The 22,920-nt window shown below is 72.3% G+C and carries 22 protein-coding genes; 5 read left to right on the forward strand and 17 right to left on the reverse strand.

Going from position 1 to position 22,920, the window contains the following annotated elements; genetic code table 11:
• Positions 1 to 5: 5 nt before the first annotated feature.
• The 9 genes from ACFVTX_RS01555 to ACFVTX_RS01595 all read right to left on the reverse strand — a co-directional run bounded on the left by ACFVTX_RS01555 (position 6) and on the right by ACFVTX_RS01595 (position 7,384).
• Entirely contained in the window at positions 6 to 683 is a 678-nt protein-coding gene (locus ACFVTX_RS01555; RefSeq protein WP_386897444.1) for a substrate-binding domain-containing protein, read from the reverse strand.
• Positions 680 to 1,330 carry a class II aldolase/adducin family protein gene (locus ACFVTX_RS01560; protein WP_386897446.1) on the reverse strand — a complete coding sequence of 217 codons (651 nt, stop codon included), beginning with the start codon at positions 1,328 to 1,330 and terminating at the stop codon, positions 680 to 682. Before ACFVTX_RS01560 ends, ACFVTX_RS01555 begins: the two co-directional genes overlap by 4 nt.
• Positions 1,327 to 2,562 carry a 3-oxo-tetronate kinase gene (otnK, locus tag ACFVTX_RS01565; RefSeq protein ID WP_386897448.1) on the reverse strand — a complete coding sequence of 412 codons (1,236 nt, stop codon included), beginning with the start codon at positions 2,560 to 2,562 and terminating at the stop codon, positions 1,327 to 1,329. Before otnK ends, ACFVTX_RS01560 begins: the two co-directional genes overlap by 4 nt.
• Entirely contained in the window at positions 2,559 to 3,227 is a 669-nt protein-coding gene (locus ACFVTX_RS01570; protein ID WP_386897450.1) for a hypothetical protein, read from the reverse strand. The genes otnK and ACFVTX_RS01570 overlap by 4 nt, the downstream gene beginning before the upstream one ends.
• Positions 3,224 to 4,030 carry a hydroxypyruvate isomerase family protein gene (locus ACFVTX_RS01575; protein WP_386897452.1) on the reverse strand — a complete coding sequence of 269 codons (807 nt, stop codon included), beginning with the start codon at positions 4,028 to 4,030 and terminating at the stop codon, positions 3,224 to 3,226. The genes ACFVTX_RS01570 and ACFVTX_RS01575 overlap by 4 nt, the downstream gene beginning before the upstream one ends.
• A complete protein-coding gene (locus ACFVTX_RS01580; protein WP_386897454.1) occupies positions 4,027 to 5,019 on the reverse strand; it encodes a phosphoglycerate dehydrogenase in 993 nt (330 codons plus the stop codon). Before ACFVTX_RS01580 ends, ACFVTX_RS01575 begins: the two co-directional genes overlap by 4 nt.
• Complete coding sequence (locus ACFVTX_RS01585; protein WP_386897455.1) at positions 5,016 to 5,801, reverse strand: NAD-dependent epimerase/dehydratase family protein; 786 nt, start codon at positions 5,799 to 5,801, stop codon at positions 5,016 to 5,018. The genes ACFVTX_RS01580 and ACFVTX_RS01585 overlap by 4 nt, the downstream gene beginning before the upstream one ends.
• A 55-nt stretch (positions 5,802 to 5,856) precedes the next feature.
• Positions 5,857 to 6,600 carry an MBL fold metallo-hydrolase gene (locus tag ACFVTX_RS01590; protein WP_386897456.1) on the reverse strand — a complete coding sequence of 248 codons (744 nt, stop codon included), beginning with the start codon at positions 6,598 to 6,600 and terminating at the stop codon, positions 5,857 to 5,859.
• Positions 6,601 to 6,718: 118 nt separating this feature from the next.
• Positions 6,719 to 7,384 (reverse strand): GntR family transcriptional regulator, encoded by a 666-nt coding sequence (locus tag ACFVTX_RS01595; protein ID WP_386897457.1) that lies wholly within the window; start codon positions 7,382 to 7,384, stop codon positions 6,719 to 6,721.
• Positions 7,385 to 7,579: 195 nt separating this feature from the next.
• On the opposite strand from ACFVTX_RS01595, the gene ACFVTX_RS01600 reads away from it, so the two are divergent.
• Positions 7,580 to 10,486 carry an AMP-binding protein gene (locus tag ACFVTX_RS01600; RefSeq protein WP_386897459.1) on the forward strand — a complete coding sequence of 969 codons (2,907 nt, stop codon included), beginning with the start codon at positions 7,580 to 7,582 and terminating at the stop codon, positions 10,484 to 10,486.
• Here the strand turns inward: ACFVTX_RS01600 and ACFVTX_RS01605 are convergent.
• From ACFVTX_RS01605 to ACFVTX_RS01630, 6 genes are all read right to left on the reverse strand, one after another.
• Positions 10,450 to 11,535: an ABC transporter ATP-binding protein gene (locus ACFVTX_RS01605; protein WP_386897460.1), complete on the reverse strand. Its 1,086-nt coding sequence runs from the start codon at positions 11,533 to 11,535 to the stop codon at positions 10,450 to 10,452. The genes ACFVTX_RS01600 and ACFVTX_RS01605 overlap by 37 nt on opposite strands.
• Positions 11,535 to 13,013 carry an ABC transporter permease gene (locus ACFVTX_RS01610; protein ID WP_386897462.1) on the reverse strand — a complete coding sequence of 493 codons (1,479 nt, stop codon included), beginning with the start codon at positions 13,011 to 13,013 and terminating at the stop codon, positions 11,535 to 11,537. Before ACFVTX_RS01610 ends, ACFVTX_RS01605 begins: the two co-directional genes overlap by 1 nt.
• Before the next feature lie 80 nt (positions 13,014 to 13,093).
• Complete coding sequence (locus tag ACFVTX_RS01615; RefSeq protein WP_386897463.1) at positions 13,094 to 14,128, reverse strand: iron ABC transporter substrate-binding protein; 1,035 nt, start codon at positions 14,126 to 14,128, stop codon at positions 13,094 to 13,096.
• Between the two features lie 118 nt (positions 14,129 to 14,246).
• Positions 14,247 to 15,311 (reverse strand): permease prefix domain 1-containing protein, encoded by a 1,065-nt coding sequence (locus tag ACFVTX_RS01620; protein WP_386897464.1) that lies wholly within the window; start codon positions 15,309 to 15,311, stop codon positions 14,247 to 14,249.
• Complete coding sequence (locus tag ACFVTX_RS01625) at positions 15,308 to 15,640, reverse strand: PadR family transcriptional regulator (protein ID WP_386897466.1); 333 nt, start codon at positions 15,638 to 15,640, stop codon at positions 15,308 to 15,310. The genes ACFVTX_RS01620 and ACFVTX_RS01625 overlap by 4 nt, the downstream gene beginning before the upstream one ends.
• A gap of 93 nt (positions 15,641 to 15,733) precedes the next feature.
• The gene (locus ACFVTX_RS01630; protein ID WP_386897468.1) at positions 15,734 to 16,360 is read right to left on the reverse strand and encodes a uracil-DNA glycosylase family protein; all 627 of its coding nucleotides are present in this window, start codon (positions 16,358 to 16,360) and stop codon (positions 15,734 to 15,736) included.
• Positions 16,361 to 16,476: 116 nt separating this feature from the next.
• On the opposite strand from ACFVTX_RS01630, the gene ACFVTX_RS01635 reads away from it, so the two are divergent.
• On the forward strand, positions 16,477 to 17,166 hold the full coding sequence (locus tag ACFVTX_RS01635; RefSeq protein ID WP_386897470.1) for a hypothetical protein: 690 nt from the start codon (positions 16,477 to 16,479) through the stop codon (positions 17,164 to 17,166).
• Between the two features lie 149 nt (positions 17,167 to 17,315).
• Positions 17,316 to 17,744 carry a nitroreductase/quinone reductase family protein gene (locus tag ACFVTX_RS01640; protein WP_386898725.1) on the forward strand — a complete coding sequence of 143 codons (429 nt, stop codon included), beginning with the start codon at positions 17,316 to 17,318 and terminating at the stop codon, positions 17,742 to 17,744.
• Between the two features lie 53 nt (positions 17,745 to 17,797).
• Here ACFVTX_RS01640 and ACFVTX_RS01645 read toward each other — a convergent pair whose 3' ends face one another.
• Positions 17,798 to 18,991, reverse strand: a complete 1,194-nt coding sequence (locus ACFVTX_RS01645) for an acetyl-CoA C-acyltransferase (protein ID WP_386897471.1) — start codon at positions 18,989 to 18,991, stop codon at positions 17,798 to 17,800.
• Positions 18,992 to 19,210: 219 nt separating this feature from the next.
• Between ACFVTX_RS01645 and ACFVTX_RS01650 the strand changes: the two genes are divergently transcribed.
• Entirely contained in the window at positions 19,211 to 20,788 is a 1,578-nt protein-coding gene (locus ACFVTX_RS01650; RefSeq protein ID WP_386897472.1) for a long-chain fatty acid--CoA ligase, read from the forward strand.
• A gap of 50 nt (positions 20,789 to 20,838) precedes the next feature.
• Positions 20,839 to 21,507, forward strand: a complete 669-nt coding sequence (locus tag ACFVTX_RS01655) for a TetR/AcrR family transcriptional regulator (RefSeq protein WP_386897474.1) — start codon at positions 20,839 to 20,841, stop codon at positions 21,505 to 21,507.
• 71 nt (positions 21,508 to 21,578) lie between these two features.
• Here ACFVTX_RS01655 and ACFVTX_RS01660 read toward each other — a convergent pair whose 3' ends face one another.
• Positions 21,579 to 22,913 carry an ABC transporter substrate-binding protein gene (locus tag ACFVTX_RS01660; protein WP_386897476.1) on the reverse strand — a complete coding sequence of 445 codons (1,335 nt, stop codon included), beginning with the start codon at positions 22,911 to 22,913 and terminating at the stop codon, positions 21,579 to 21,581.
• Between the last annotated feature and the right edge of the window lie 7 nt (positions 22,914 to 22,920).

The raw sequence follows: 22,920 nt of genomic DNA on the forward strand, positions 1-22,920 counted from the left end.
CGGGTTCAAGGGGCGCTCAGGCCGACCGAGGCGAACGCGCGGTGCGCTTCCTCGCCCGTCAGCGCGCTGATGAAGTCGGTCGCCGCCGCCGGAGCGCCGGGGCGCGCCCCGATCGCGAAGCGGCCGTACGACTGCAGCTCGTGCGGAATCGGTCGCACGAGGTGCGGCCCCGCGACCGAGCGGAGCTCGCTGACCTGCTGGATCGCGAGGTCGGCGCGTCCGTCGACGAGCGCTTCGGCGGTGAGCCCCGCCTCGAAGCGGACGGCCCGCTCGTCGATCCGGTCGAGGAGCTCGCGCTTGCGCATCTGCTCCATGAAGTGCAGGCCGCTCGCGCCCGAGAGCGAATACGCGACCGCCCGGGCGTTCAGCAGCTGCTCGAGGAACGCCTCGGTCGAGTCGTCCTCGGGCGCCGACGTCTCGGGCATCTGCGCGACGCCGACCGCCGAGACCGCGATCTCGACGATGGATCGCGGGTCGAGCACGCCCTCCGCCGCGACCTCGTGCAGCGAGGCCGCGACGCCGAGGAGCAGGTCGGGCCGCTCGCCGCCGGCGATCCGCTCGAGCAGGACCGAAGTGGGTTCGAAGGTGGTCACGACGCTGACGCCGCTCGCGCGTTCGAACTCGGGGATGAGCGACTCGACGAGCGGTTGCTTCACGACGAGGCCGCTGTAGAGGGTGATCATCTGGGGGCCGCCTTTCCGGAGCGGTCGCGGGCGGCGAGCGCAGCGAGCTGCGCGTCGCTCAGCACCGAGGTGCGGTGCCCTGAGGTGAGGAAGAAGATCTGCGCGGTGTGCTCGAGCTCTTCGAGCGCGTCGAGCGCCGATTCGAGGTCGGCGCCCGCGACGACCGGGCCGTGGTGACGCAGTAGCAGCGCGTGGCTCGAGCGCGACGCCGCCTCGACCGCGTCGGTCGCGGCGGGGTCGCCCGGGGCGAAGTACGGCAGGAGTGCCAGTCGTCCGACCCGCATCCCGTAGTACGCCGTGAGCGGCGGCAGGGGCGCATCGGGGTCGAGCCCGTCGAGCACGCTGAGCGCCGCCGAATGCACCGAGTGGGTGTGCACGACGGCGTTCGCCTCGGGACGGACGCGCAGCATCGCGACGTGGAGGAAGGCCTCCTTCGTCGGCGCTGGGCCGTCGACGTGACGACCATCCGCGTCGAGCACCGACAGCGAGTCGCCGTCGATGTCGGCGAGGCTCACGCCGGTGGGCGTGACGAGGATGCGCTCGCCGTCGCGGACGGCGAGGTTGCCGGTGCGGCCGTGCGTGAGGCCGCGCCGATGGATCGAGTGCGCGACCCGCTCGAGCTCGCCCCGAGCCCCTCCGGCGCTCATCGCGCCTCCGCTCCGTCGCGCACGACGTCGACGAACAGCTCGGGCGAACCGAAGTTGCCCGACTTCAGCACGAGGTCGAGCCCGCGCTCGGTGTCGTGGATCCACGGCACACCTGCGGCCGCCTCCTCGCCGACGACGGCGGTCGTCGTGCCGAGTGCGCGGATCACCTCGCCCGAGGTCTCGCCGCCGGCGATGAGCAGGCGGTGGATGCCTCGCTCGGCGAGCCGCACGGCGATCTCGCCGGCCGCCCGCTCGTAGAGCTCGCCGAGAGCCGGCGAACGGTGCTCGCGCTCATCGGCCGGGCTCGACGAGTAGATCAACGCCGAGGCATCCGCCGGCTGCTCGTCCCACCAGGCGACGGCCCGGTCGGCGAGGTCGTCGGCCGTCTCGCCGGGACCCGCGATCAGCCGGAACGACGGCCGGCCCTCCTCGCGGAACCGGCCGATCTGTTCGAGCGTGCGACGCGAGCAGCTGCCGGCGAGGATGGCGGTGCGCCCGGCCGTGCGGTGCGGCAGCGCATCGAGGGACGCGGGGCGGCGGAGCGCGAGCGCCCCGATGAGCCCGGCGGAGCCCCCGACGAGCACGTCGTCCTCGACGGCCTCGGCGATCACCGCGAGGTCCTCCTCGCCGACGGCATCCGCCACGAGGTGCGCCTCGCCCGCGGCCCGCGCCTGCGCGATCCGGTCGCGGACGCTCGCCGCGCCGGAACGCACCGTCTCGAGCGGCAGCACGCCGACGCGCCCCGACACCTGCGGTGCGAGGAGCCGCGCGACCGAGGAGTCGCGCATCGGGGTGACCGGGTGGTCGCGCATGTGCGTCTCGTCGAGGAGGTCGTCGCCCACGAAGAGGCGGCCGCGGTAGACGGTGCGGCCGTGCACGGGGGCCGCCGGGGTCGTCACGACGACGCCTGCGCCGAGTTCGGCGGCGAGCGCCTCGGTGATCGGGCCGATGTTGCCCTCGGGCGTCGAGTCGAAGGTCGAGCAGTACTTCACGTAGAAGCGGTCGGCGCCGAGGCCCTGCAGCGACGCGAGCGCGTCGAGGCTCAGTGCGACGGCCTCCTCGACCGGCATGGAGCGGGTCTTCAGGCCGATCACGACCGCGTCGGCGGGAGCGGTGCTCGCCGTTTCGGAGATCTCAGCGGTCAGCGAGAGCAGCGTCCGGAGCCCGGCTCGGCTGAGGGCGGCAGCCACGTCGGTCGCGCCGGTGACGTCATCGGCGATGACCCCGATCATGCCGCCGCTCCCCCGAGCTGCGTGCGCAGGCGCCGTGCAGCCGCGCGGGGCCCGTCGAGCACCGGCACCGGGAACTCCCGGTCGAGCGCGTCGGCGGCCGGGGCGAGCGAGTACTGCGCGAGCATCACGACGTCGTAGACGTCGGCGACCTCGCGAATCGCGACGGCGAGGAGTTCGGCGAGCTCCCGGCCCACGGACGGGCGGGCCGCCTCGGGCACCACGAGCGGAACGATCTCGACCTCGAGGCCGGCGGAGGCCGCCACGGCGCCGAGGCGCTCGGTGCTGTCGGCGGCGGCGGATTCGAGCGAGGCGACGAGCAGCACGCGCGACGGCCGGTGCGACACGACTTCGTCGAAGAGCGCGCCATCGGCCGAGAGCACCGACACCCCGTCCGCCGAGGCGTCGCGCGCATCCGCGCGAACGCCGTACTGCGAGCAGGTGAGGAGCACCCCGTCGGCGCCGCCGGCGAGGGCGAGCTCGATCAGGCGATCCATGCGCGCCGCGAGCGGTTCGCTGATGCCGCCCTGCTGCTGCGCGTCCGCGAGCAGCCGGTCGTCGAGCAGGTTCCAGATGTCGCCGTCGGGGAAGGCCTCGGCGATCGCCGACGCGGCCGGGGCGATCGCGAGCGGCGTCGCACTGATGAGGGCGATGCGGGGTGCGGTCATCGTCCGATCCTCTCCGTCCAGGCCAGCCCCTCGCGGGTGCCGGCGAGCGGGCCGTACTCGCAGCCGATCCAGCCCTCGTAGTCGCTCGCGGCGATGCGCGCGAGCACCCGGTCGTAGGCGATCTCGCCGGTACCGGGTTCGCCGCGGCCGGGGTTGTCCGCGATCTGCACGTGCACGATCCGGGGCACGAGTCGTTCGAAGCGTTCGACGATGTTCCCGCGGTCGACCTGGGCGTGGTAGACGTCGAAGAGCACTCCGACGGTGTCGGGGTCGACCGCCTCGGCGACCGCGGCGGCGACCTCCATCGAGGCGAGGCCGTAGCGCGGCTGGTCGCGCTTGTTGATCGGTTCGAGGGCGATCCGCACTCCCGAACCTCGCGCCTGCTCGGCGGCCCAGGCGATGTTCGCGACGTAGCTCGCGAACGCGAGCTCGGGGTCGGCGTTCTCAGGCCGAAGTCCTGCCATCACGTGCACGACCGGGGCGCCGAGCACTGCCGCGTACTCGAGCGAGGTGAGCACGCCCGCACGGAACTCCTCGCGGGCGCCCGGCACGTACGCCGCACCCATCGCCGTCGGCGAGCCCGCGGGCCCGGCCGGCGTGTTGATGAGGGCCTGCACGAGGCCCGCACGGTCGAGGAGCTCGCGCACGCGCGCCGCGGGCAGTTCGTACGGGGAGGCGAACTCGACGCCGGTGAACCCTGATGCGGCGGCCTCGTCGAATCGTTGCTCGAAGGGCACCTCGGTGAACATCCACTTGAGGTTCGCCGCGAGCCGGATCGGGCCCGCACCGGTCTCGACGATCACGCCGGCACCGCCTGGTAGCCGGGGTTGACGACGAAGCTGGGCGCGGCGCCGCCGAGTACCGCGATGACGTTCGCCGCGGCCATGCGGCCCGACTCGCCGCGCGCCTCGCGGGTGGCCCCCGCGACGTGGGTCGTCGCGAGGATGCCCGGGGTGTGCAGCAGCGGGCTGTCGGAGGGCAGCGGCTCGGTGGCGAAGACGTCGAGTGCGGCGCCGCCGATCACACCGTCGCGGACCGCGTCGACGAGGGCGTCCTCGTCGACGATGCCGCCCCGGGCGGTGTTGATGAGGATCGCGTCGCGCTTCATTCCCGCGAGCCGCTCGGCGTCGATGAGGTTCCGGGTCGAGTCGTCGAGGAAGAGATGGAGCGTCACGAAGTCGGACTGCGCGAGCACCTCGTCGAGGTCTCCGCGGCGCACGCCGTTCGCCGCAGCGAACTCGGCGTCGAAGTAGGGGTCGTAGGCGATGACCTCCATGCCGAACCCGCGTGCGAGGCCGGCGACGGCCTTGCCGATCGAGCCGAATCCGAGGATGCCGAGGGTCGCCCCGCCGAGTTCACGGCCGGTGAGCTGCTGCCACGATCCGTCCGCGAGGTTCCGGATGTTCTCGGGCACGCGGCGCGCGGCGCCGAGCATGAGGGCGAACACGTGCTCGGCGACGGCGCGCCGGTTGGCGCCGGCGGTGATGCACACGGGGATGCCCCGTGCGCTCGCCGCGGCGACGTCGACGCCGTCGTACCCGACGCCCGTGCGCACGACCAGCTCGAGGCGCTCGGCCAGTTCGAGCTCCTCAGCGCGGATCGGCTTCGTGCCCGCGATGATCGCGCGGACCCCTGCGAGGAGCCGCGCCCGCTCGGCCTCGGGAAGCGCAAGCAGGTCGTCCTCGTGACGGGTGCTGAAGCCGGCGGCCCGCAGTGCGGTGTCGACCTCGTCGCCCGGGGCGAGGAAGGCGGTGGTGATCAGGACATCGGTGGACTCGGCGGCGTTCGTCACCAGATCCCTCCTTCGTAGTCGGGAGCGGTGAATGCACCGCCGTGGTATTTCGGGGCGGCCGCGGTGCGGTCGACACCGTCGGCGTGATCCGCCGCGTCGTCCTTCGGGACGTAGCCGATCGCGGCCCAGCCGGCATCGCCGTTCCACCAGCGGCCGGTATTGGCCGAGCAGCCGTACACGACCTGGCATCCGACGGAGCCGTTCTCGATCGCGCAGCGGGTGAGTTCGATGCCGTCCGGCCAGCTCAGCCAGATCGCGAGCTGGCGAAGGTCTTCGGGTGCGGGGCGGAAGCTGCCGATGCGCAGGAGCACCGACTCGACCCCCCACTTGTCGTGGTACAGGCTCGCGAGCGCCTCGCCGAAGGCCTTCGAGACGCCGTAGTAGGTGTCGGGCCGGAGCGGTGCCTGCTCGTCGAGCACCTCGTCGGCGGCGTGGAATCCGATCACGTGGTTCGAGCTCGCGTTCACGACCCGGCGCACCCCGGCTCTGCGGGCGGCTTCGTACACGTGGTGGGTGCCGTCGATGTTCGAGGCACGGATCTCGTCGAACGGCGCCTCGTCGGCGACGCCGCCGAGGTGGACGATGACGTCGACTCCGGCTGCCGCGGCGACGAGGGCGGGGAGGTCGGCGAGGTCGCCGACGACGACCTCTTCTCCGGGGAAGAGGGATTCCTCGGGCGCGCTCCGTGCGAAGAGCACCACCCGGTCGTAGCGGCCGGCGAGGCCCTCGCGGATCACCCGGCCCATTCGGCCGGTGCCCCCGGTGTACAGCACGGTGGTCATCGTGCGCGCCTCCTCGTCGTGGTGGTGGTGGTCGTCGTGGTGGTGGTGGGCCGGGTCATCCGATGCTCCGGTCCTGTTCGCCCGTGGCGCCGTCGACGAAGTACGAGATCTCGGCACGCTGCGGGCGGACGCGACGCGCCTCGCCGTCGACGAGCCGCAGACCGACGTCGTGCCCCGGGACGAGCGTCCCCGAGGTGTCGCGCAGAAGTGAGCGCAGGCGGTCGATGGTCGCGGTGCTCGCCTCGTCGTCGAGGCTCGAGTCGGCGCGAAGCGTCTGGAGCTCGTGCACGTTCTTCACCGAGTCGCCCGCGAAGACGAGCGGCTCGGCGGCGCGCTCGAGGAGGAAGGCGAGGTGGTGCGGCGTGTGCCCCGCACTGTCGAGCGCGTGGATGCCGGGCAGGATCTCTCGGCCGGCGGAGATGCGTTCGACGCCCGAGGTGCGCCGCAGCAGCTCCTGCACGTGCAGGTCGGGGATGAACTTCGTGCCCGCGGGCTGGTCGGCGGCCCAGCGCAGCTCCTGCTCCCCCACCCAGGTCGTGGCGTTCGGGAACATCGTGAAGTTCGCCACGTGGTCCCAGTGCATGTGGGTCAGCAGCACATCGGTGACGTCGGCGGCGTTGTACCCGAGCCGCTCGAGCCCCGTGTGGATCAACGGGATGTAGGCGGGCTGGCCGGCGTCGACGAGCACGCGTCGTTCGCCGTCGTCGAGCAGCCACAGACTGCTCCAGCCGAACGCGCCGTGCGAGGCGGACTTGCCGGGAAACCCCTCGACGAGCGGGTGGGCGGTGTAGTCGCTCATGGCCGGCGCCCCATGACGAATCCTCTGCGAAGCATCATCGCCCTCCTCGTGGTCGATTGCTTCACTATACTATAGTATTTGACGGACGCAACCCTGCAGGGGTGCGGCCCGCCCCGCATCAGGTCCCGAGCAGTCGCTCGGTCGCACCGACGATGTGCCGACGCATGGTCTCGGCGGCCCGCGCGCCGTCGCCGGCCGCGATCGCCTCGTAGATCGCCTCGTGCTCGGGCGCCGCCCGGCTCGCACCCGTGCGACCGAACTTCGAGAAGAGCCGGAAGCGCTGGATCTGGCCGCCGAGTGCCGCGTACGACAGCTCGAGGAACCGGTTGCCGGCCTGCGCGGCGATGAGCATGTGGAAGCGGTCGTCCGAGCGCCAATAGGTATTGAAGCCCTCGGCCTCGACATCGGCGTGATCGGCCGAGTCCCGGAACTCGACCACCGTCTCGTGCAACCGCGCGAGGAACTCGTCGGTGACGTTCGCGGCCGCCGCCTTCGCCAGGCTCGGCTCGAGCAGGAGGCGCGCCTCCATGAGCTGCTCGACCTCGTCGCGGGTCATCATCGGCGCGACCCGATAGCCGCGCAGCGCCTCGCGCTGCACGAGCCCGGTGTGCTCGAGACGGGCGAGCGCCTCCCGGAGGGGAGTCTGGCTGACGTTGAGCTCTCGGGTGAGCGCACCGATGTTGAGGCTCTCGCCCGGCGTTCGCTCCCCCGACATGAACTGCTGCAGCAGGATCGCGTACATCTGGTCGGCAATCGGCTGTCGAGTTCCCGACTGTTCGGTCACGTACTTCTCCTCTATTGCGATTCAGTCGAAGACTATCGCGCAGCGGCGCCGATGCCGGGCCGCCGGGCCGCGACCGGGGCGGCCCACGGGCGGGTGCGTCGCCGGCCTCCATTGGGCGCTGACCAATGGTTAGGGTAGGCTCACCTCAATCTTCCAGCCGATCGGCTCCCTCCCCCGCTCGAAAGCGTCAGCACCATGCCCACGACCGCACCCGCCCTCGGCCTCTCGCTGCTCGGCGGCGAACCCGGTGCGCCGGCGCTCATCACCGGCGGGCGCGCGGTCGGCTACGCCGAACTCGCCGAACGCGTCGCCGAGCGGCGCGACGCCCTCGGCACCACGCGCCGGCTCGTCATGATCGAGGCGGCGAACGAGCTCGAACCGATCGTCACGTACCTGGCGGCGCTCGAGGGCGGCCACCCGCTGCTGTTCGTGCCACGGGCGAGCGGGGAGCCCGGCGGCGACGCCGCCGCCCAGCGCAACCGGGCCTCGCTCGTCGAACGCTTCGACCCCGACGTGATCGCCCGCGCGGACACCGACGGCCTCGCCGCCGACGGCCCCGCCACGGGCACCACCGCCCCGTCGCGCTGGATCCTCGACGAGCGCCGCCCTGGCACCCGCCACGAACTGCACCCCGAGCTCGCCATGCTCGCGAGCACCTCGGGTTCGACGGGTTCGCCGAAGCTCGTGCGCCTCTCGCGCGAGAACCTGCACTCGAACGCCGCCGCCATCGCCGAATACCTGCGCCTCTCCCCCGCCGATCGCGCCGCAACGACCCTGCCGCTGCAGTACTGCTACGGCCTCTCGGTCGTGAACAGTCACCTGCTCGCGGGTGCGAGCCTGCTCCTCACCGAGCGCTCGGTGACCGAGGACGACTTCTGGCACGAGGCATCCGACCATCGCGTGACCTCGTTCGCGGGCGTGCCGTACACCTTCGAGCTGCTCGAGGCGGGCGGCTTCGGCGGGCGCGAACTGCCGAGCCTGCGCTACCTCACCCAGGCCGGCGGGCGCCTCGCGCCCGACGCGGTGCGCCGCTTCGCCGAGCTCGGCGAACGCCGCGGCTTCGAGCTGTTCGTCATGTACGGGCAGACCGAGGCGACGGCGCGCATGGCGTACCTGCCGCCCGAGCTCGCGGCGAGCGCCGCGGGCGCGATCGGTCGGCCGATTCCCGGCGGCCGGCTGCGCATCGACGCCGTCGAGGCGGGCGAGCCGGATGCCACGGGCGGCGCCTCGCCCGAGGACTCGACCTCGCGCGGGGCCGGGGTCGGCGAACTCGTCTACGAGGGCCCGAACGTCATGCTCGGCTACGCCGAGGAACCGGCCGACTTCGCCCTCGGGCGCACGGTGCACGAGCTGCGCACGGGCGACCTCGCGCGACGTCGCGACGACGAACTGTTCGAGGTCGTCGGCCGGGCGAACCGCTTCGCGAAGGTGTTCGGCCTGCGGCTCGACCTCGACCGGGTCGAACGGCTCCTCGCCGAGGAGGAGCTGACGGTGCGCGTGGCGAGCGACGACGAGCGGCTGCTCGTGTTCGCGACCGCCGAGCGGCTCGTCGCACGGGCCCGCGAGCGTGCGGCGGCACTGACCGGGCTGCCCGTGCTCGCCGTCGCGGGGTACGCGGTCGCCGAGTTCCCGCGCACCTCGAGCGGCAAGCCCGACACCGCCGCGCTCGTCCGGTTCGCCGCCGAGCACGACCGGCTCGACCGGCTCGATGCGGCGAAGGCCGACGACGGGCCGGGCGCATCGGTCTCCCCCGACCGAACGGCCGAACGCGTGCGCGAGCTCTTCGCGACCCTGCTCGCCCACCCGGGTGCCACGCTCGACGACTCCTTCGCCGGGCTCGGCGGCGACTCGCTCAGCTACATCGAGGTGTCGCTGCGCCTCGAAGAGCTGCTCGGCGCGCTGCCGCGCGAGTGGCCGCGGATGACGGCTCGCGAGCTCGGCGGGCTGGGCGGGCTCGCCGCAGCCGGCCGAGGTTCGGGCGGCCCCCGCACGGGCGATGCCGAGGCCGAGCCCGGCGCCGGCCCCGTGGCATCCGACTCGACCGCATCGGGCGCGACCATCGCTCGCCGTCGCCCATGGGCGGTGCGCCTCGAGACGCCCGCGGTGCTGCGCGCCGCCGCGATCGTGCTCATCGTCGGCACGCACGCCGACCTCTTCATGGCGAAGGGCGGCGCGCACCTGCTGCTCGCGGTGGCCGGGTACAACCTGGCGCGGTTCCAGCTCGCGGCGGTGCCGGGTGCGACCCGGGTGCGGCGGCTCGCGCGAAGCGCGGTGCAGCTCGCGGTGCCCGCGGTGCTGTGGATCGGCGCGGTCGCCCTCGTCACCGGGCAGTACCGGCCCACGACGGCGCTGCTCGTGAACAACCTCGTGCCGGGCGACGGCCGGTGGAACGAGCAGTGGCAGTTCTGGTTCCTCGAGGCGGCGATCTGGACGATCGTCGGGCTCGGCCTCCTCTTCGGCGTGCGAGCGATCGACCGTCTCGAGCGGCGCGCCCCGTTCGGCTTCGCCCTCGGCGCGCTCGCGATCGCCCTCGCGGCGCGCTTCGCGATCGCGGGCCCCCAGGCCGAGTACGTCGAGCGATACGCGGCGCCCGTCGTCGTGTGGCTCATCGCCCTCGGCTGGCTCGTCGCACGCGCCGACACGACCGGGCGCCGGGTGCTCGTCTCGGCGATCGCCGTCGCGACGTCGTTCGGGTTCTTCGGCGACCCCCTGCGCGAGGCGATCGTCGCGGTCGGGATCCTCGCCCTCGTCTGGGTGCCCGCGGTGCCGCTGCCCCGCCTCGTCGTCCCCGTCGTCGCGACGCTCGCCGGGGCGTCGATGTTCGTCTACCTCACGCACTGGCAGGTGTACCCGCCGTTCGAGGAGTCGGCGCCGTGGCTCGGCACCCTGCTCTCGCTCGCGGTCGGGGTGCTCGCGTGGCGCGCCTACCTGCTCGTCAGCGCCCGGGCGGCCCGGACGGCGCGTGGCGTGCGCAGCGGGTTCGCGTCGCGCGCGACGAGGCGCGCAGAGGCCCGATCGTCGGGGCCCCGTCGTGCGTGCCCGCTCGCCGAGGCCACCGCGGCCGGTCAGCCGACCGGCGCCGTCTCCGCCGTCGGCGGCTGAGCCGCCTCGGGGTAGAGCACCACGCCGCCGTCGACGGCGACCCGCACCGGGCACCCGGCCTCGAATCGGGCGGCCTCGTGCAGCGGCACCCGGTGGGTCACCTCGACCGGGAACTCGGCGACCCCGAGCCGCAGCCTGAGCTCGGCCGACGCACCAGTGCGACGCACCTCGACGACGGTCGCGTTGCCGTCGGCGGCGTCCGGATCGAGGCGCAGCTGCTCGGGCCGCAGCATCGCGCAGACCCGCTCGGCCCCGCCGCTGCGATCGTGGCGCACCGCGAGGCATCCGAACGCGCAGTCGGCGAGATCAGCACCCGCCTGCGTGGCCGGCACGACGACGACGTCGCCGAGGAACTCGGCGACACCCGCGTCGATCGGCGCATCGAACACCGCGGCCGGGTCGCCCGCCTGCACGAGCCGACCGCCCGCGAGCACGCCGACCTGCTGGCCGAACGAGAGCGCCTCGTCCTGGTCGTGGGTGACGAGCACCGCCGTGACGCCGCTGCGTTCGAGCACCTCGACGACCGCACGTCGGGTCTGCGCACGCAGCCCGGTGTCGAGGGCGCTGAACGGTTCGTCGAGGAGGATCACGCCCGGCTTCAGCGCGAGGGCGCGGGCGAGCGCGACGCGTTGCTGCTGCCCGCCCGAGAGCTCGTGGGGCATGCGCTCGGCGAGCGCGGGGTCGAGCGAGGCGAGCTCCATGAGTTCGCGCACGCGGGCCGCCCGGCCGAGGCCGCGCGGCAGGGCGAAGGCGATGTTCCGTGCGACCGAGAGGTGCGGGAACAGGGCACCGTCCTGCGCGACGTAGCCGATGCCGCGACGGTGCGCGGGCACCATGGCGGCGCCCGCCGCGAGTTCGCGCCCGTCGAGCGAGATCGTGCCCGCGTCGGGCCGCTCGAAGCCGGCGATGAGCCGCAGCAGGGTGCTCTTGCCGCTGCCGGACGAGCCGACGAGGGCGAGCCGGGTGCCGTCGGGCACCTCGAGGGAGACGTCGCGCAGCACCTCGGTGCTGCCGAACGACTTCGAGACGCGGTCGAGACGCAGGGTCATCAGAGGCTCCGTCGGGTGGCGTGGGCGAACATGAGGGCGACCGCGGGGATCGAGAGCAGCACGAGGAGCACGGCGTAGGGTGCTGCGGCCGGGTAGTCGAGCGAGGAGGCCGCCGACCAGAACCCGGTCGCGACCGTGCGGGTGCCGGTGGGCGCGAGCAGGAGGGTGGCGGTGAGTTCGTTCGCGGCGCCGAGCGCGACGAGCGCACCGCCCGCCCCGATCGCGGGCACGAGCATCGGCGCGGTGACCCGCAGGCGGGCCGCCCACGGGCCGACGCCGAGGGAGCGGGCCGCCTCCTCGAGCGACTCGGGCACCTGCGAGAGCCCGGCACGCAGCGGCACGAGCGCCCGCGGCAGGAAGATCACGACGTACGCCACGATGACCGTGAACGCCGTCTGGTAGAGCCCGGGCGCGAAGGCGAGCGTGGTCGCGACGAGCGCGAGGGCGACGATGATCGCCGGCAGGCTCGACGCGAGGTACGCGGCGCCCTCGAGGAGCCGCGAGAGCCGGCCCGGGTAGCGCACCGAGAGCCACGCGAACGGCAGCGCCACGAGGATCGCGCACACGGCGCCGCCGATCGCGAGTCCGAGGGTCTGCAGGGTCGCGGGCACGAGTGCGGCGAACTCGACGGCGTCGGCCGCGAACAACCAGCGCACGACGCTCGCGAGCGGCACGACGGTCGCGGCGATCACGACGGATGCCGCGGCGATCACCGCGAGCGGAGCCATGCCGCCGAGCGGCAGTCGGGCGGGCGGATGCGGCGAGCCGCCGCCGAGCCGCGCGTAGCGGGTGCGGCCGCTGCCGCGGGCGAGCGACTCGAGCGCGAGGAGGCCGAGGCAGAGCACGGCGAGCACGAGCCCGAGCGCCGCCGCGTTCGGACCCGCGAAGGTGGCCTGGTAGGCGACGACGATCGCGGTCGTGAAGGTGTCGAAGCGGAGGAACGCGAAGGCGCCGTACTCAGCGAGGAGGTGCAGCGCCACGACGAGCGCACCGCCGAGCACCGCGAGCCGAAGCTGCGGCAGCACGACCCGCCCGAACACGCGCCACGAGCCCATGCCGAGGGCCCGCGCCGACTCCTCGAGCGCCGGGTCGAGGCCGCGGATCGCCGCGAGCGCCGGCAGGTACACGAGCGGGAAGTACGCGAGCACGGCGACGAGCACGCCGCCCCACAGCCCGCTGATCGACGGCATCGCGCTCGCCCAGCCGTAGCTCGCGACGAACGCCGGAATGGCGAGCGGCGCGACGAACCCGACGGCGAAGAGCCGCCGCGCGGGCAACGCGGTGCGCTCGACGAGCCAGGCCGCGCCGACCCCGAGCACGACGCTCGCCGGCACGCCGATGACGACGAGCAGCACCGTGTTGACGAGCAGTTCGCCCACCTTCGGGCGGAAGACGAGGGCCGAGAGCTCCTCCCAGCCCATCGCGAACGCCGCCTGCACGACGTAGGCGATCGGCACGAGCGCGCCCGCGGCGAGCACGGCGACGATCGCGACGAGGCCGACGGGCGCCCGACGCCGATGCGTCGCGTCCGTCGGCCGTGCGGTCGTCGCCGTCGAGGTCAGAGCAGACCGGCTTCCGTCATGAGTTCGATGACCTGCGGGCCGTTGAGCGAGGACGGGTCGATGACGGGCGCGTCGAGCGTGTCGAGCGGCGGCAGTTCGGACTTCGCGGGCACGTCGGAGGCGACCGGGTACTCGAAGCTGTAGCCCTCGCCGAGGATGCGCTGCCCCTGCTCGCCCGCGATGAACGCGAGGAACTGCTGCGCCTCATCGGGGTGCTGCGCGTTCTTCAGCACGCCGCCGCCCGAGATGCTGACGAACGCACCCGGGTCCTGGTTGCCGAAGTAGTGCAGCTTCGTGTTGCCGCTGTCTTCAGCCGCGGCATCCTGATCGCGGTACCAGTAGTAGTGGTAGATGATGCCGACCGGCACCTCGCCGGCGTTGACCGCCTTCATGGTGACGATGTTGTTGCGGTACTCGACCGCGTTCTCGGCCATGCCCTCGAGCCAGGCGCGCGTGGCGTCCTCGCCCTGCGTGGCGAGCACGGCCGAGACGATCGCCTGGAAGTCGGCCTTCGCGGGGGCGGCGCCCCAGCGATCCTTCCACTCGGGCTTCTGCAGGTCGAGGAGGGAGGCGGGGAGCTCGGACTCGTCGATGAGCTCGGGGTTGTACACGAGCACGGTCGAGCGGGCGGCGATGCCCGTCCACAGGCCGGAAGTCGGGCGGTACTGCTCGGGCACGAGCGCGAGCGTGGCCTCGTCGACCGGGGCGAAGAGGTCGGCCTCTTCGACGAGCGACATCGCGGGCGAGTTCTCGGTGAGGAACACGTCGGCCTTCGAGGCCGCCCCCTCCTGCACGAGCTGGTTGCCGAGCTCACTGTCGTCGCCGTTGCGGAGCACGACCTCGATGCCGGTCTCCTCGGTGAACGCGTCGGCCCACTCCTGCGTGAGCTCTTCGTGCTGGGCGTTGTAGACGACGAGGGCGTCGGCCGGGGCCTCCTCCGAGCCGCCGCCCGACCCGCCGGCGGCGCAGCCGGTGAGGAGGAGCGTGACGGCGACGACGGGCACGACGGCGCGGCGCAGAACATGGCGCATGGGGAGGGAGACCTTTCAGGCCGAGTCAGGCAGGTAAGGCTAGCCTAAACCACCCCGCGCTCCCCCGCTCACCCGGTTCTGGTGGCAGGCCCCGGCCGCGCACCCCGGGCGGCCGCCGTCAGCCGGGCTGGCCGGCCCGGTTCGAGCGGTAGCGCTCGACGGCGTGCAGGCCCGACGAGATCGCCGCGAAGAGCACCGCCGCGATCGGCCAGATGATCCACGAGCGGCCCCAGTCGCCGCCGATGAAGCTCCATCCGAGGAAGGCGACGACCACGAGCGGCCAGTAGAACGCCGAGACGACCCCCACGATCCCGCGCCGGTCGTCGGATGCCACTGCGGCGCCTTCGGCCTGGGTGAGCGTCTCGGCGACCGAGGCGGCCCAGTTGCTCGGGAGGAAGATGAGCAGCCCCGTCGCGACGATCGCGAGCATGGCCGCGACGGCGACCCCGATCCACGAGCTCGACACCGAGGGCGGGGCGAGCAGGCTCACCGCGAGCACGGGCGTGACCGCGAGGATCCAGAGTCCGATCGAGACCTGCAGGGCGGTCGTGCGCTTCGGCGCGGCCTCGGCGGCGAGCTGGCGCGCCCACCGGTCGACGGCGGGCGTGCGCGTGAAGTCGCCCTCGAGGAGCCGGGTGAACGGCGCGAGCTGCTGGCCGCGTCGCACGACCATCATGACCGCGACGGCGACCGCCACGAGCAGGAGGCCGAGCCCGATCATGACCCCGACCTGCTCGTCGAGGGCGATCACCCCGCCCGAGCCGAGCGTCGTCAGCGCGATGAGCGGCGCCGGCGAGAGCACGAACATCGCGACGGCGAGCGCGAGCCGCGGTTCGCCGGTGCGGCGCGCCTCGGCGAAGGCCTGCGCCTCGTCGAGGGTGACGGGGGCGGGTGCGGGTGCCCGGCCGACCGCTGCCGCGCCGCCCGCTCCCGCGCCGCCCGCCGACGAGACCGGCGCCGGCGCGATCTCGGCGCTGATGCCGAGCTGCGGGGCGAGCTCGTCGAGGTTGCCGAACTCGGTGATGACCCGGCCGACGGCCTCGTTCTCGGTGAGCCCCTCGGCGAGGTAGCCGTGGTAGGCGTCCTCCATCATGGCGTGCAGCTCGGCCTTGGCCTCGAGCATACGCGGCGTCGGCGGGTAGGCCCCGAACATCGTCTCGAGGTAGGCGGTGATGACGTTCATGCGATGACTCCTTCGATGAACCGGTCGACGACCGACTTCGTGTCGCGCCACTCGGCGACCTTCAGCTCGAGGTGCGCGAGCCCGTCGTCGGTGATGCGGTAGTAGGTGCGCGGCTTGCCCGACTCCGAGGCCCCGGCGTACGAGGTGACGAGGCCCGACCCTTCGAGACGCTTGACGGCCGAGTAGAGGGTCGTCTGCTTGATCGTGTACTCGGCGCCGGTGACGGCGTGGATCTGCTGCGCGAGTTCGTAGGCGTACGACGGCTGCCGCTGCAGCAGCGAGAGCACCATGAGATCGATGTACCCGCGGATCGCGTCGGCGCTGATCATCTCGACCCTCCTGTTCGCCGCCCGGTTGATACAACATTGAACGTAGTACGTGTGGCGTAGTACGTCAAGCGTTCATTTCGAACCGGTGAGCCGTCAGGAGCGCGGCTCCTCCCCCAGCGCCGCCGCGACCGCGACCCGCAGCTCGGGCACCGCCTCCGCCTCGAACCACGGGTTGCGGGTGTGCCACGCGGTGTTGCGCGGCGAGGGATGCACCGTCGGGAAGCGCGACGGCCCGTACTCGCGCCAGTTGCGCACGGTCTCGGTCAACGTCGCCCTACGGCCCGGCAGGTAGGCGCGCTGCGCGTGCGCCCCGACGAGGATCGTCAGGCGCACCTCGCCGAGTTCGTCGAACAGGGGCGGATGCCACCGCTCCGCGAACCCCCTCCTCGGCGGCAGATCTCCCGACGCCGCCTTGCCCGGGAAGTAGAAGTCCATCGGCACGATCGCGAACGCCGCCGGGTCGTGGAACCGCTCGCGCGACACCCCGAGCCAGCGCACGAGCCGGTCGCCGCTCGGGTCGTCCCACGGCACCCCCGACGCCTGCGCGCGCCACCCGGGGGCCTGGCCGATGAGCAGGATGCGTGCGGCCGGGTCGGCCTGGAAGACGGGCTGCCAGCCCCGTTCGGTGAAGGGCGCGCTCGTGGCATCCGCGATGATCGCCTCGCGAAGCGCCGCGATCGCGTCGCTCCCCGTTCGAGGCGCTCGAGCCGGCGGTCGCATGCGCCGACACTACCCCGTGCGCGCTTCCTCGACCGTGGGCACGGTGTCATACTCTCTGAGCGGCGACGGTCGGAGCGACCCCGTCGTCGATCGCAGCCCCTACCGAGAGACCCAGCATGAACCGCAGCCGAATCCTGCCCGCCCGCGCCGTCCTGCGGGGAACCGGAGCACTGACCCTCGCCGCGGCGACCGCGATGCTGCTCTCGGGCTGCTTCGTCATCCCGCTCGCCGACGGCCGATCGCCGTTCGACGACCCGTTCGGGTCCACCAATCGCGACATCGACACCGCGATTCCCGCAGTCCAGGCGGCGCTCGACGAGGTCGACACCGTCGGCGGAGCGTGGGAGTACCACGCGTGGTCGGGCTCGGAGAACTGCGAGGGCGCGTGCCAGCTGCACGTGCGGGTCGACATCGTGCCGGTCCCCGACCCGGCCGACTTCGAGCGTGTCGAACCGAACCCCGACGAACTCTTCCCCGAGACCGAACTCCGCGAGAGCTTCGAGGTCCCCGCAGAAGTGCTGCACGACGTCCTGGTCGCCGCCGTCCCCGCCGCCGAGCAGCATCGAGTCAACGTGCGTGTCCAGGCGAGCTGGGGCGAACGCATCGAGCTTCCCGGCGACCCGCCGCTGACCATCATCTCGAAGGGCAGTCTCGCCTCGGCGTCGGCGGTGATGTTCGGCGTCACCGCCGAGCGCGAGATGCGCGACGACACGTTCGCCGTCGAGTACGACTACAACGACGACGTGGTCGTCAGCGCCAACACGCGCAAGAAGACGGACGTGCTCGCCGCGATGGGTCTCGACTGAGCGAAGCCTCGTCGGCGGCTCGTGCGCTGACCGGAAAGGACGCAACCGGGCGCGGTTCACCGCCGCTGGAGGCGCTGGTCGGGGGCGGCTAGACTCCAGCCGTGTCGGAGGCAGAGGAGCGCCCGCCGAGGATTCCGCCGCGCTGGTTCGTGAAGCTCGCCTGGCGGGTCCACCGGGGCATCTACCGGATCACGGGTGGACGCGTCGGGCTATGGCGCCCGAAACCACGAGGCTGGGGCACGCTCCGGCTCACGACCGTCGGCCGGCGGACCGGTGCCGAGCGAGCCGTGATCCTCGGCTACTTCGAAGACGGGCCGAACCTCGTGACGATGGCGATGAACGGCTGGGCGGACCCGGAGCCGGCGTGGTGGCTCAATCTCCAGGCCCGACCCGATGCCCGGGTGGTGGTTCGCGACGGCCCGCGGCTCGTGCGCGCCCGTGCCGCGCAGGGAGAGGAACGCGCCCGCCTCTGGTCGATGTGGCGCGAGATCGACACCGGACTGGACGGCATGGCGGCCCTTCGCTCGTCCGAGACCGCAGTCGTGATCCTCGAGCCGCGGACCGACCCGACGCGCTGACCGCGTGAATGCGACTGCGGTCGCGCGAAGTCGTGCCGCCCGCGCGGCCTCCTTCAGCGGGCGTGCAGGATGAGCGCCTCGCCTTGGCCACCGCCGCCGCAGAGTGCTGCGACGCCGGTGCCGCCGCCGCGCCGATGGAGTGCGTGCGCGACGTGCAGCGCAAGGCGCGCGCCGCTCGCGCCGACCGGATGCCCGATCGCGATGGCGCCACCGTCGAGATTCACCCGATCGGTGCCGATGCCGAGATCGTCGACGGACTGGAGGACGACGGAGGCGAACGCCTCGTTGATCTCGATCACATCCAGCGCGGCCAGGTCCAGCTCTGCACGTCGGAGGGCGCGAGTGATCGCCGCCGACGGCTGGGAGTGGAGCGACCCGTCAGGGCCTGCGACCTGACCCGGTTCGCCGATCTCCGCGAGCCATTCGATGCCCGCCGCACGCGCCCACGCCTTGCTGGCGATCACGAGGGCGGCCGCGCCGTCGGTGAGGGGAGACGAGCTGCCCGCCGTGATCGTGCCGTCAGGGGAGAACGCCGGCCGCAGTCTCGCGAGCGTCTCCGCGGTCGCCTCGGGGCGGATGCCCGCGTCTTCGCCGAGCACGATCGCCTCGCCCCTGGACTGCGGGACTTCGATCGGTTCGATCTGCGCCGCGAACACACCCGCAGCCCGCGCCGCTTCGGCGCGCTGGTGCGAGAGCGCGGCGAAGGCATCCTGCCGATCACGTGGGATGCGCCGCTTCGCGTTGCCGAGATCGGTCGCCGTGCCCATGAGCAGCTCATCGAACGGGTCGAGCAGTCCGTCGTAGTTGAGGGCATCGACCAAGGGGCGATCTCCGAGGCCGAAGGGGCTGCGGGAGCCGGTCAGGAGATGGGGCGCGTTGGTCATGGACTCCTGGCCGCCGGCGACGACGACCTCCGCCTCGCCGGTGCGGATCAGTCGCGCAGCGTCGATGACGGCGGTCAGGCCCGAGAGGCACAGCTTGTTCACGGTGACCGCCGGGACATCCCAGCCGATGCCGGCGTGGATGCCGGTCTGCCTGGCCGGGCCTTGGCGGGCGCCTGCCTGGATCACCTGCCCGATCACGACGGCTTCGACGGCCGCCGGGTCCACACCGCTGCGGACGAGCGCCGCCCGCACCGCGTGGGCACCGAGCTGTGTCGCGGACAGCGGCGCAAGGGTTCCGCCGAAGCGGGCGAAGGGGGTGCGGGCGCCGTTGATCAGCACCGGTGTGCGGGCGTCGTCTGCCACGGGTTCTCTCTCTCCTGGTCGCGGTCGGTGACCCCCGGAGTCTGATTGGTACTCAGTCTCATGTCAAGCACTTTCGTCTCAGTCGAGATCTTGACAGGGGCGAACATCGTGGATTTGTATGGTCTTCGGCCCTGATACTCAGTTCCATGAATGGGTACCTGATCCCGGTCCGATGTCGCAGCGTCGCCGATCCGAAGCCCGAGCAACAAGGGAGTTGTCTTGCCTGAACACGAACACGGAACGGCGACCATCTCGGTGGCCGCCATCCTCGAGGAGTCGGCCCGACGCCACGGCGACCGAGTCGCACTGGTGTGCGGCGAAGACGAGGTCACGTATGCCGACCTGTGGCGCGAGACCCGCTCGTACGCAGGGGCGCTGCGCGACCGCGGGATCTCCCGTGGGGACCGGGTCGCCGTGCTCATCCCCAACGTCCCCGACTTCGTCCGCGCCTACTACGCGGTCCTCGCGCTGGGCGCCGTGGTCGTCCCGGTGCACGCGCTGTTGAAGGCCGAGGAGATCGCGTACGTCCTCCGCGACAGCGGTGCCCGGCTGCTCGTGGTCGCCGCGCCGCTGCTCGCCGAAGGGCGTCCCGGTGCCGAGGGTGCGGGTGTTCCCCTCGTGAGCGTACTCGAGCCGGAATCGAGTCCTCACGATCGCCTCGAAGCCGAGGCTGCTGCCGCCGCCCCCATCGACTCGTACGTGCGCACGCACCCGTTCGAGATCGCCACCCTGCTCTACACGAGCGGGACCACCGGCACGCCCAAGGGTGCGCAGGGAACGCACTTCGCGCTCGTCGAGCAGGTCAACGTCCTCCTGCTCAGCACCTTCGACGTCCGAATCGGCGACACCGTGATGGGGACGCTGCCGCTCTTCCACACCTTCGGACAGACGTGCGTGCTCAACGTCGGGATCCGAGCCGGGGCGACCATCGTGCTGGTCCCGCGCTTCGATGCCGACGAGGCGCTGCGGACCCTGAGCGAGCGCGACGTCGACGTCTTCGTCGGCGTGCCGACGATGTACATCGCCCTGCTCGAAGCCCACAAGCGCGCACCGCTGCCCACCTCGCTCCGATACGCGATCTCCGGTGGAGCCGCCATTCCGGTCGCCGTGATCGAGCGATTCCGCGAGGTGTTCGGCGCCGACATCCACGAGGGCTACGGACTGACCGAGACGTCGCCCGTCGCCACCTTCAACCCGGTCGGCCGCCCTCCGAGGCCGGGCACGATCGGCCTCCCGATCTGGGGCGTCGATGTCGAGATCGCCCGGGCCGAGGTCGACGACCGCATCGAGCTGGTCCCGAACGGGGAGCAGGGCGAGATCGTCATCCGCGGACACCTCCTCTTCACGGGCTACCACGACCGCGCCGACGCCACGGCCGAGGCGGTCGTCGACGGTTGGTTCCGCAGCGGCGACCTCGGCGTCAAGGACGACGACGGATACCTCCGCGTGGTCGACCGCAAGAAGGACATGATCGTGCGGAACGGCTACAACGTCTACCCGCGCGAAATCGAGGAGGTCCTCGCCCGACACCCCGACGTGGTGTCCTCGGCCGTCTACGGAGTGCCGCACGAGGTCTCGGGCGAGGAGATCGCCGCGGCCGTCGTGGTGGATGCGCACGCCCTCGTCACCGAGCACGAGCTCATCGAGTTCGTCCGGGGCCACGTCGCGGCGTACAAGTACCCGCGAATCCTCGCGATCGTCGACGCCCTCCCCCAGGGACCGACCGGCAAGGTGCTCAAGCGCGAACTCACTGCACGCCACGCGAGTCGCATGGCACCGGCGGCGACCCGGCCGTGAACCGGCGCCGTGCTAGCTTCGGGGCTATGCCGGCACCCGCGAAGGCGACCATGAGCGCACCCGATCTGACTGCGGCCGCAGTTCGGCTGCTCCTGGACCGCGGCTACGACGCGACGACCGCCGACGACCTGGCCGATGCCGCGGGCATGAGCCGCAGCACGTTCTTCCGACGGTTCGGCTCCAAGGACGACATCGTCTTCGCCGACCACGAGGCCCTGCTCGAACGCGTCGCCGACTACTTCCAGGACAGCACCAGCGACCCCGTGCATGCCGTGAGCGTCGCCACCCGCATGGTCCTCGACCATCACCTCGCCCGACCCGGAGCCGCGCGCGAGCGGTACGCCCTCCTGCAGGCGCATCCACCGCTGCGCGACCGGGAGCTGATCATCACCCGCCGCTACGAACGCGTGTACCGTCGCTACCTCGAACGAGTCGCTCCCGGTCGCTCACCCGCCTGGCTGCCGCTCGCATTCGCGGCCGGCATCGTCAGCGTCCACAACGACATCCTCCGCCAGTGGCTGCACGACCCCGGGTTTCCCGCGACCGAACGGCTCGATCTGGTCATGTCCGAGCTGACGGCGCTGTATCGGCCGCTCCTCTCGGCCGACGGTCGCACGTCGACGCGCGTGATCGTCGCGACCTTCGAGACCGGCGCCGAGCCCCGAGACGTCATGCAAGCCGTCCGCGAGACGGTTGGGAGCGCCGGCTCCGCCGAATAGCCGATTCCCGTCGCAGAAGTGGGGCGCCCCGATTCCGGGACGCCCCACTTCGCCGGTGGTGCAGCGGCCGATCAGCCGGTCGCGACGCAGGCCGACGAGTAGTCGGTCTCATCGAAGGTCGTCCCGGTGTAGAAGCTCTCGATCGTCTCCATCCCGAGGTCCACGTCGGGGTTCGGCGTGCCGATGTTCACCGCCTGGTCGGCGTTCTCCTGCGGGTCGCCGCCATAGGTGCGCGACGGTTGCATGCCCTCGAAGTCGACCGACAGACCGTCGATGACGCTCGCGATGCCCTCGGGTGTGAGGTCGCCGCCCGCAGCTGCCGCCTCGAGCGCGGCCTTCATCGGGTAACCGAGCGCCCACCCGATGATGTAGCCGCCGTTCGCCGGCAGCTCGCCGTCGAGCGAGGCCTTCATCGCGGCGATGCCCTCGCTCTCGCCGTCCCAGTTCTCGTACGGCGACATGTGGTTGTAGAGCGCCGCGAGCGCCTCGGCCGCGGGCGAGCCGAGCAGCTTGGGGTTCCACGTCGGCAGCGAGCCGAGGAACCTCCCCGTGAACCCGCTCGCGGCGAGCTTGCCGACGATCTCGGCCGTCTCGGCCGGCCCGACCGCGAGCACGACCACATCGGGTTCCGAGGCGAGCACGCCGGCCACCACGGCATCCTGGTTGCCCACGACCTGGTTGGGGCCGGTGCCGATCGGGTCGAGCGCGGTCGCACCGTTGACCTCGGCCCACCGCTTCACGCCCTCGGCCGAATCGCCGCCGTAGTCCCCCGGGTACCCGACCGCGAGCACCGACTTCGGAGCGCCGTTGCTGCCGGCGACCCAGTCGAGGCCCACGATCGCCTCGGTGCAGTACGAGTACCCCGTCTCGAGCACGATGCCCGCATCGTGGTCATCGAAGGCGTAGCCCGACCACCAGGAGGAGGGAACGGTCACCAGGCTGCGCTCGATCATGTCCGGCAGCACCGACTCGGTGTTGACGGTGCCGAGCGACTGGGCGATGCCGGCGATGCTACCGGCGATCTGCTGGTACTGCGCGGCGTGCTCGGCCGCCTGGTACTTGGTGTCCCGCGTGTTGGTGTCGATGTCGATGTCGTATCCCTCGATGCCGCCCTCCGTGTTGACCTGCTTCCAGAAGGCGCGCTGGGCATCGGTGATCGGGACGGCGAGCGCGGCGAAGGGGCCCTCCGTGAGGTCGGACAGGACGCCGAGGTAGATGCAGCCGTTGTCGGGGTTGACCGCGTCCGGGCACGGCTCGCTGGTGACGCCGGCGCCGGTCGCGATCCCACCGTCGCCGGATCCGCCGGAGCCGCCGGCCTCGGGTGACACCTGCGTACACGCGGTGAGGGCGAGCGCCCCGACCGCGGCGAGCGCGAACGCCGCTCGGCTTCGTTGCCGTCTGTTCATGCTGTGC

This window comes from Agromyces sp. NPDC058136, from assembly GCF_042884375.1.
GTDB lineage: Bacteria > Actinomycetota > Actinomycetes > Actinomycetales > Microbacteriaceae > Agromyces.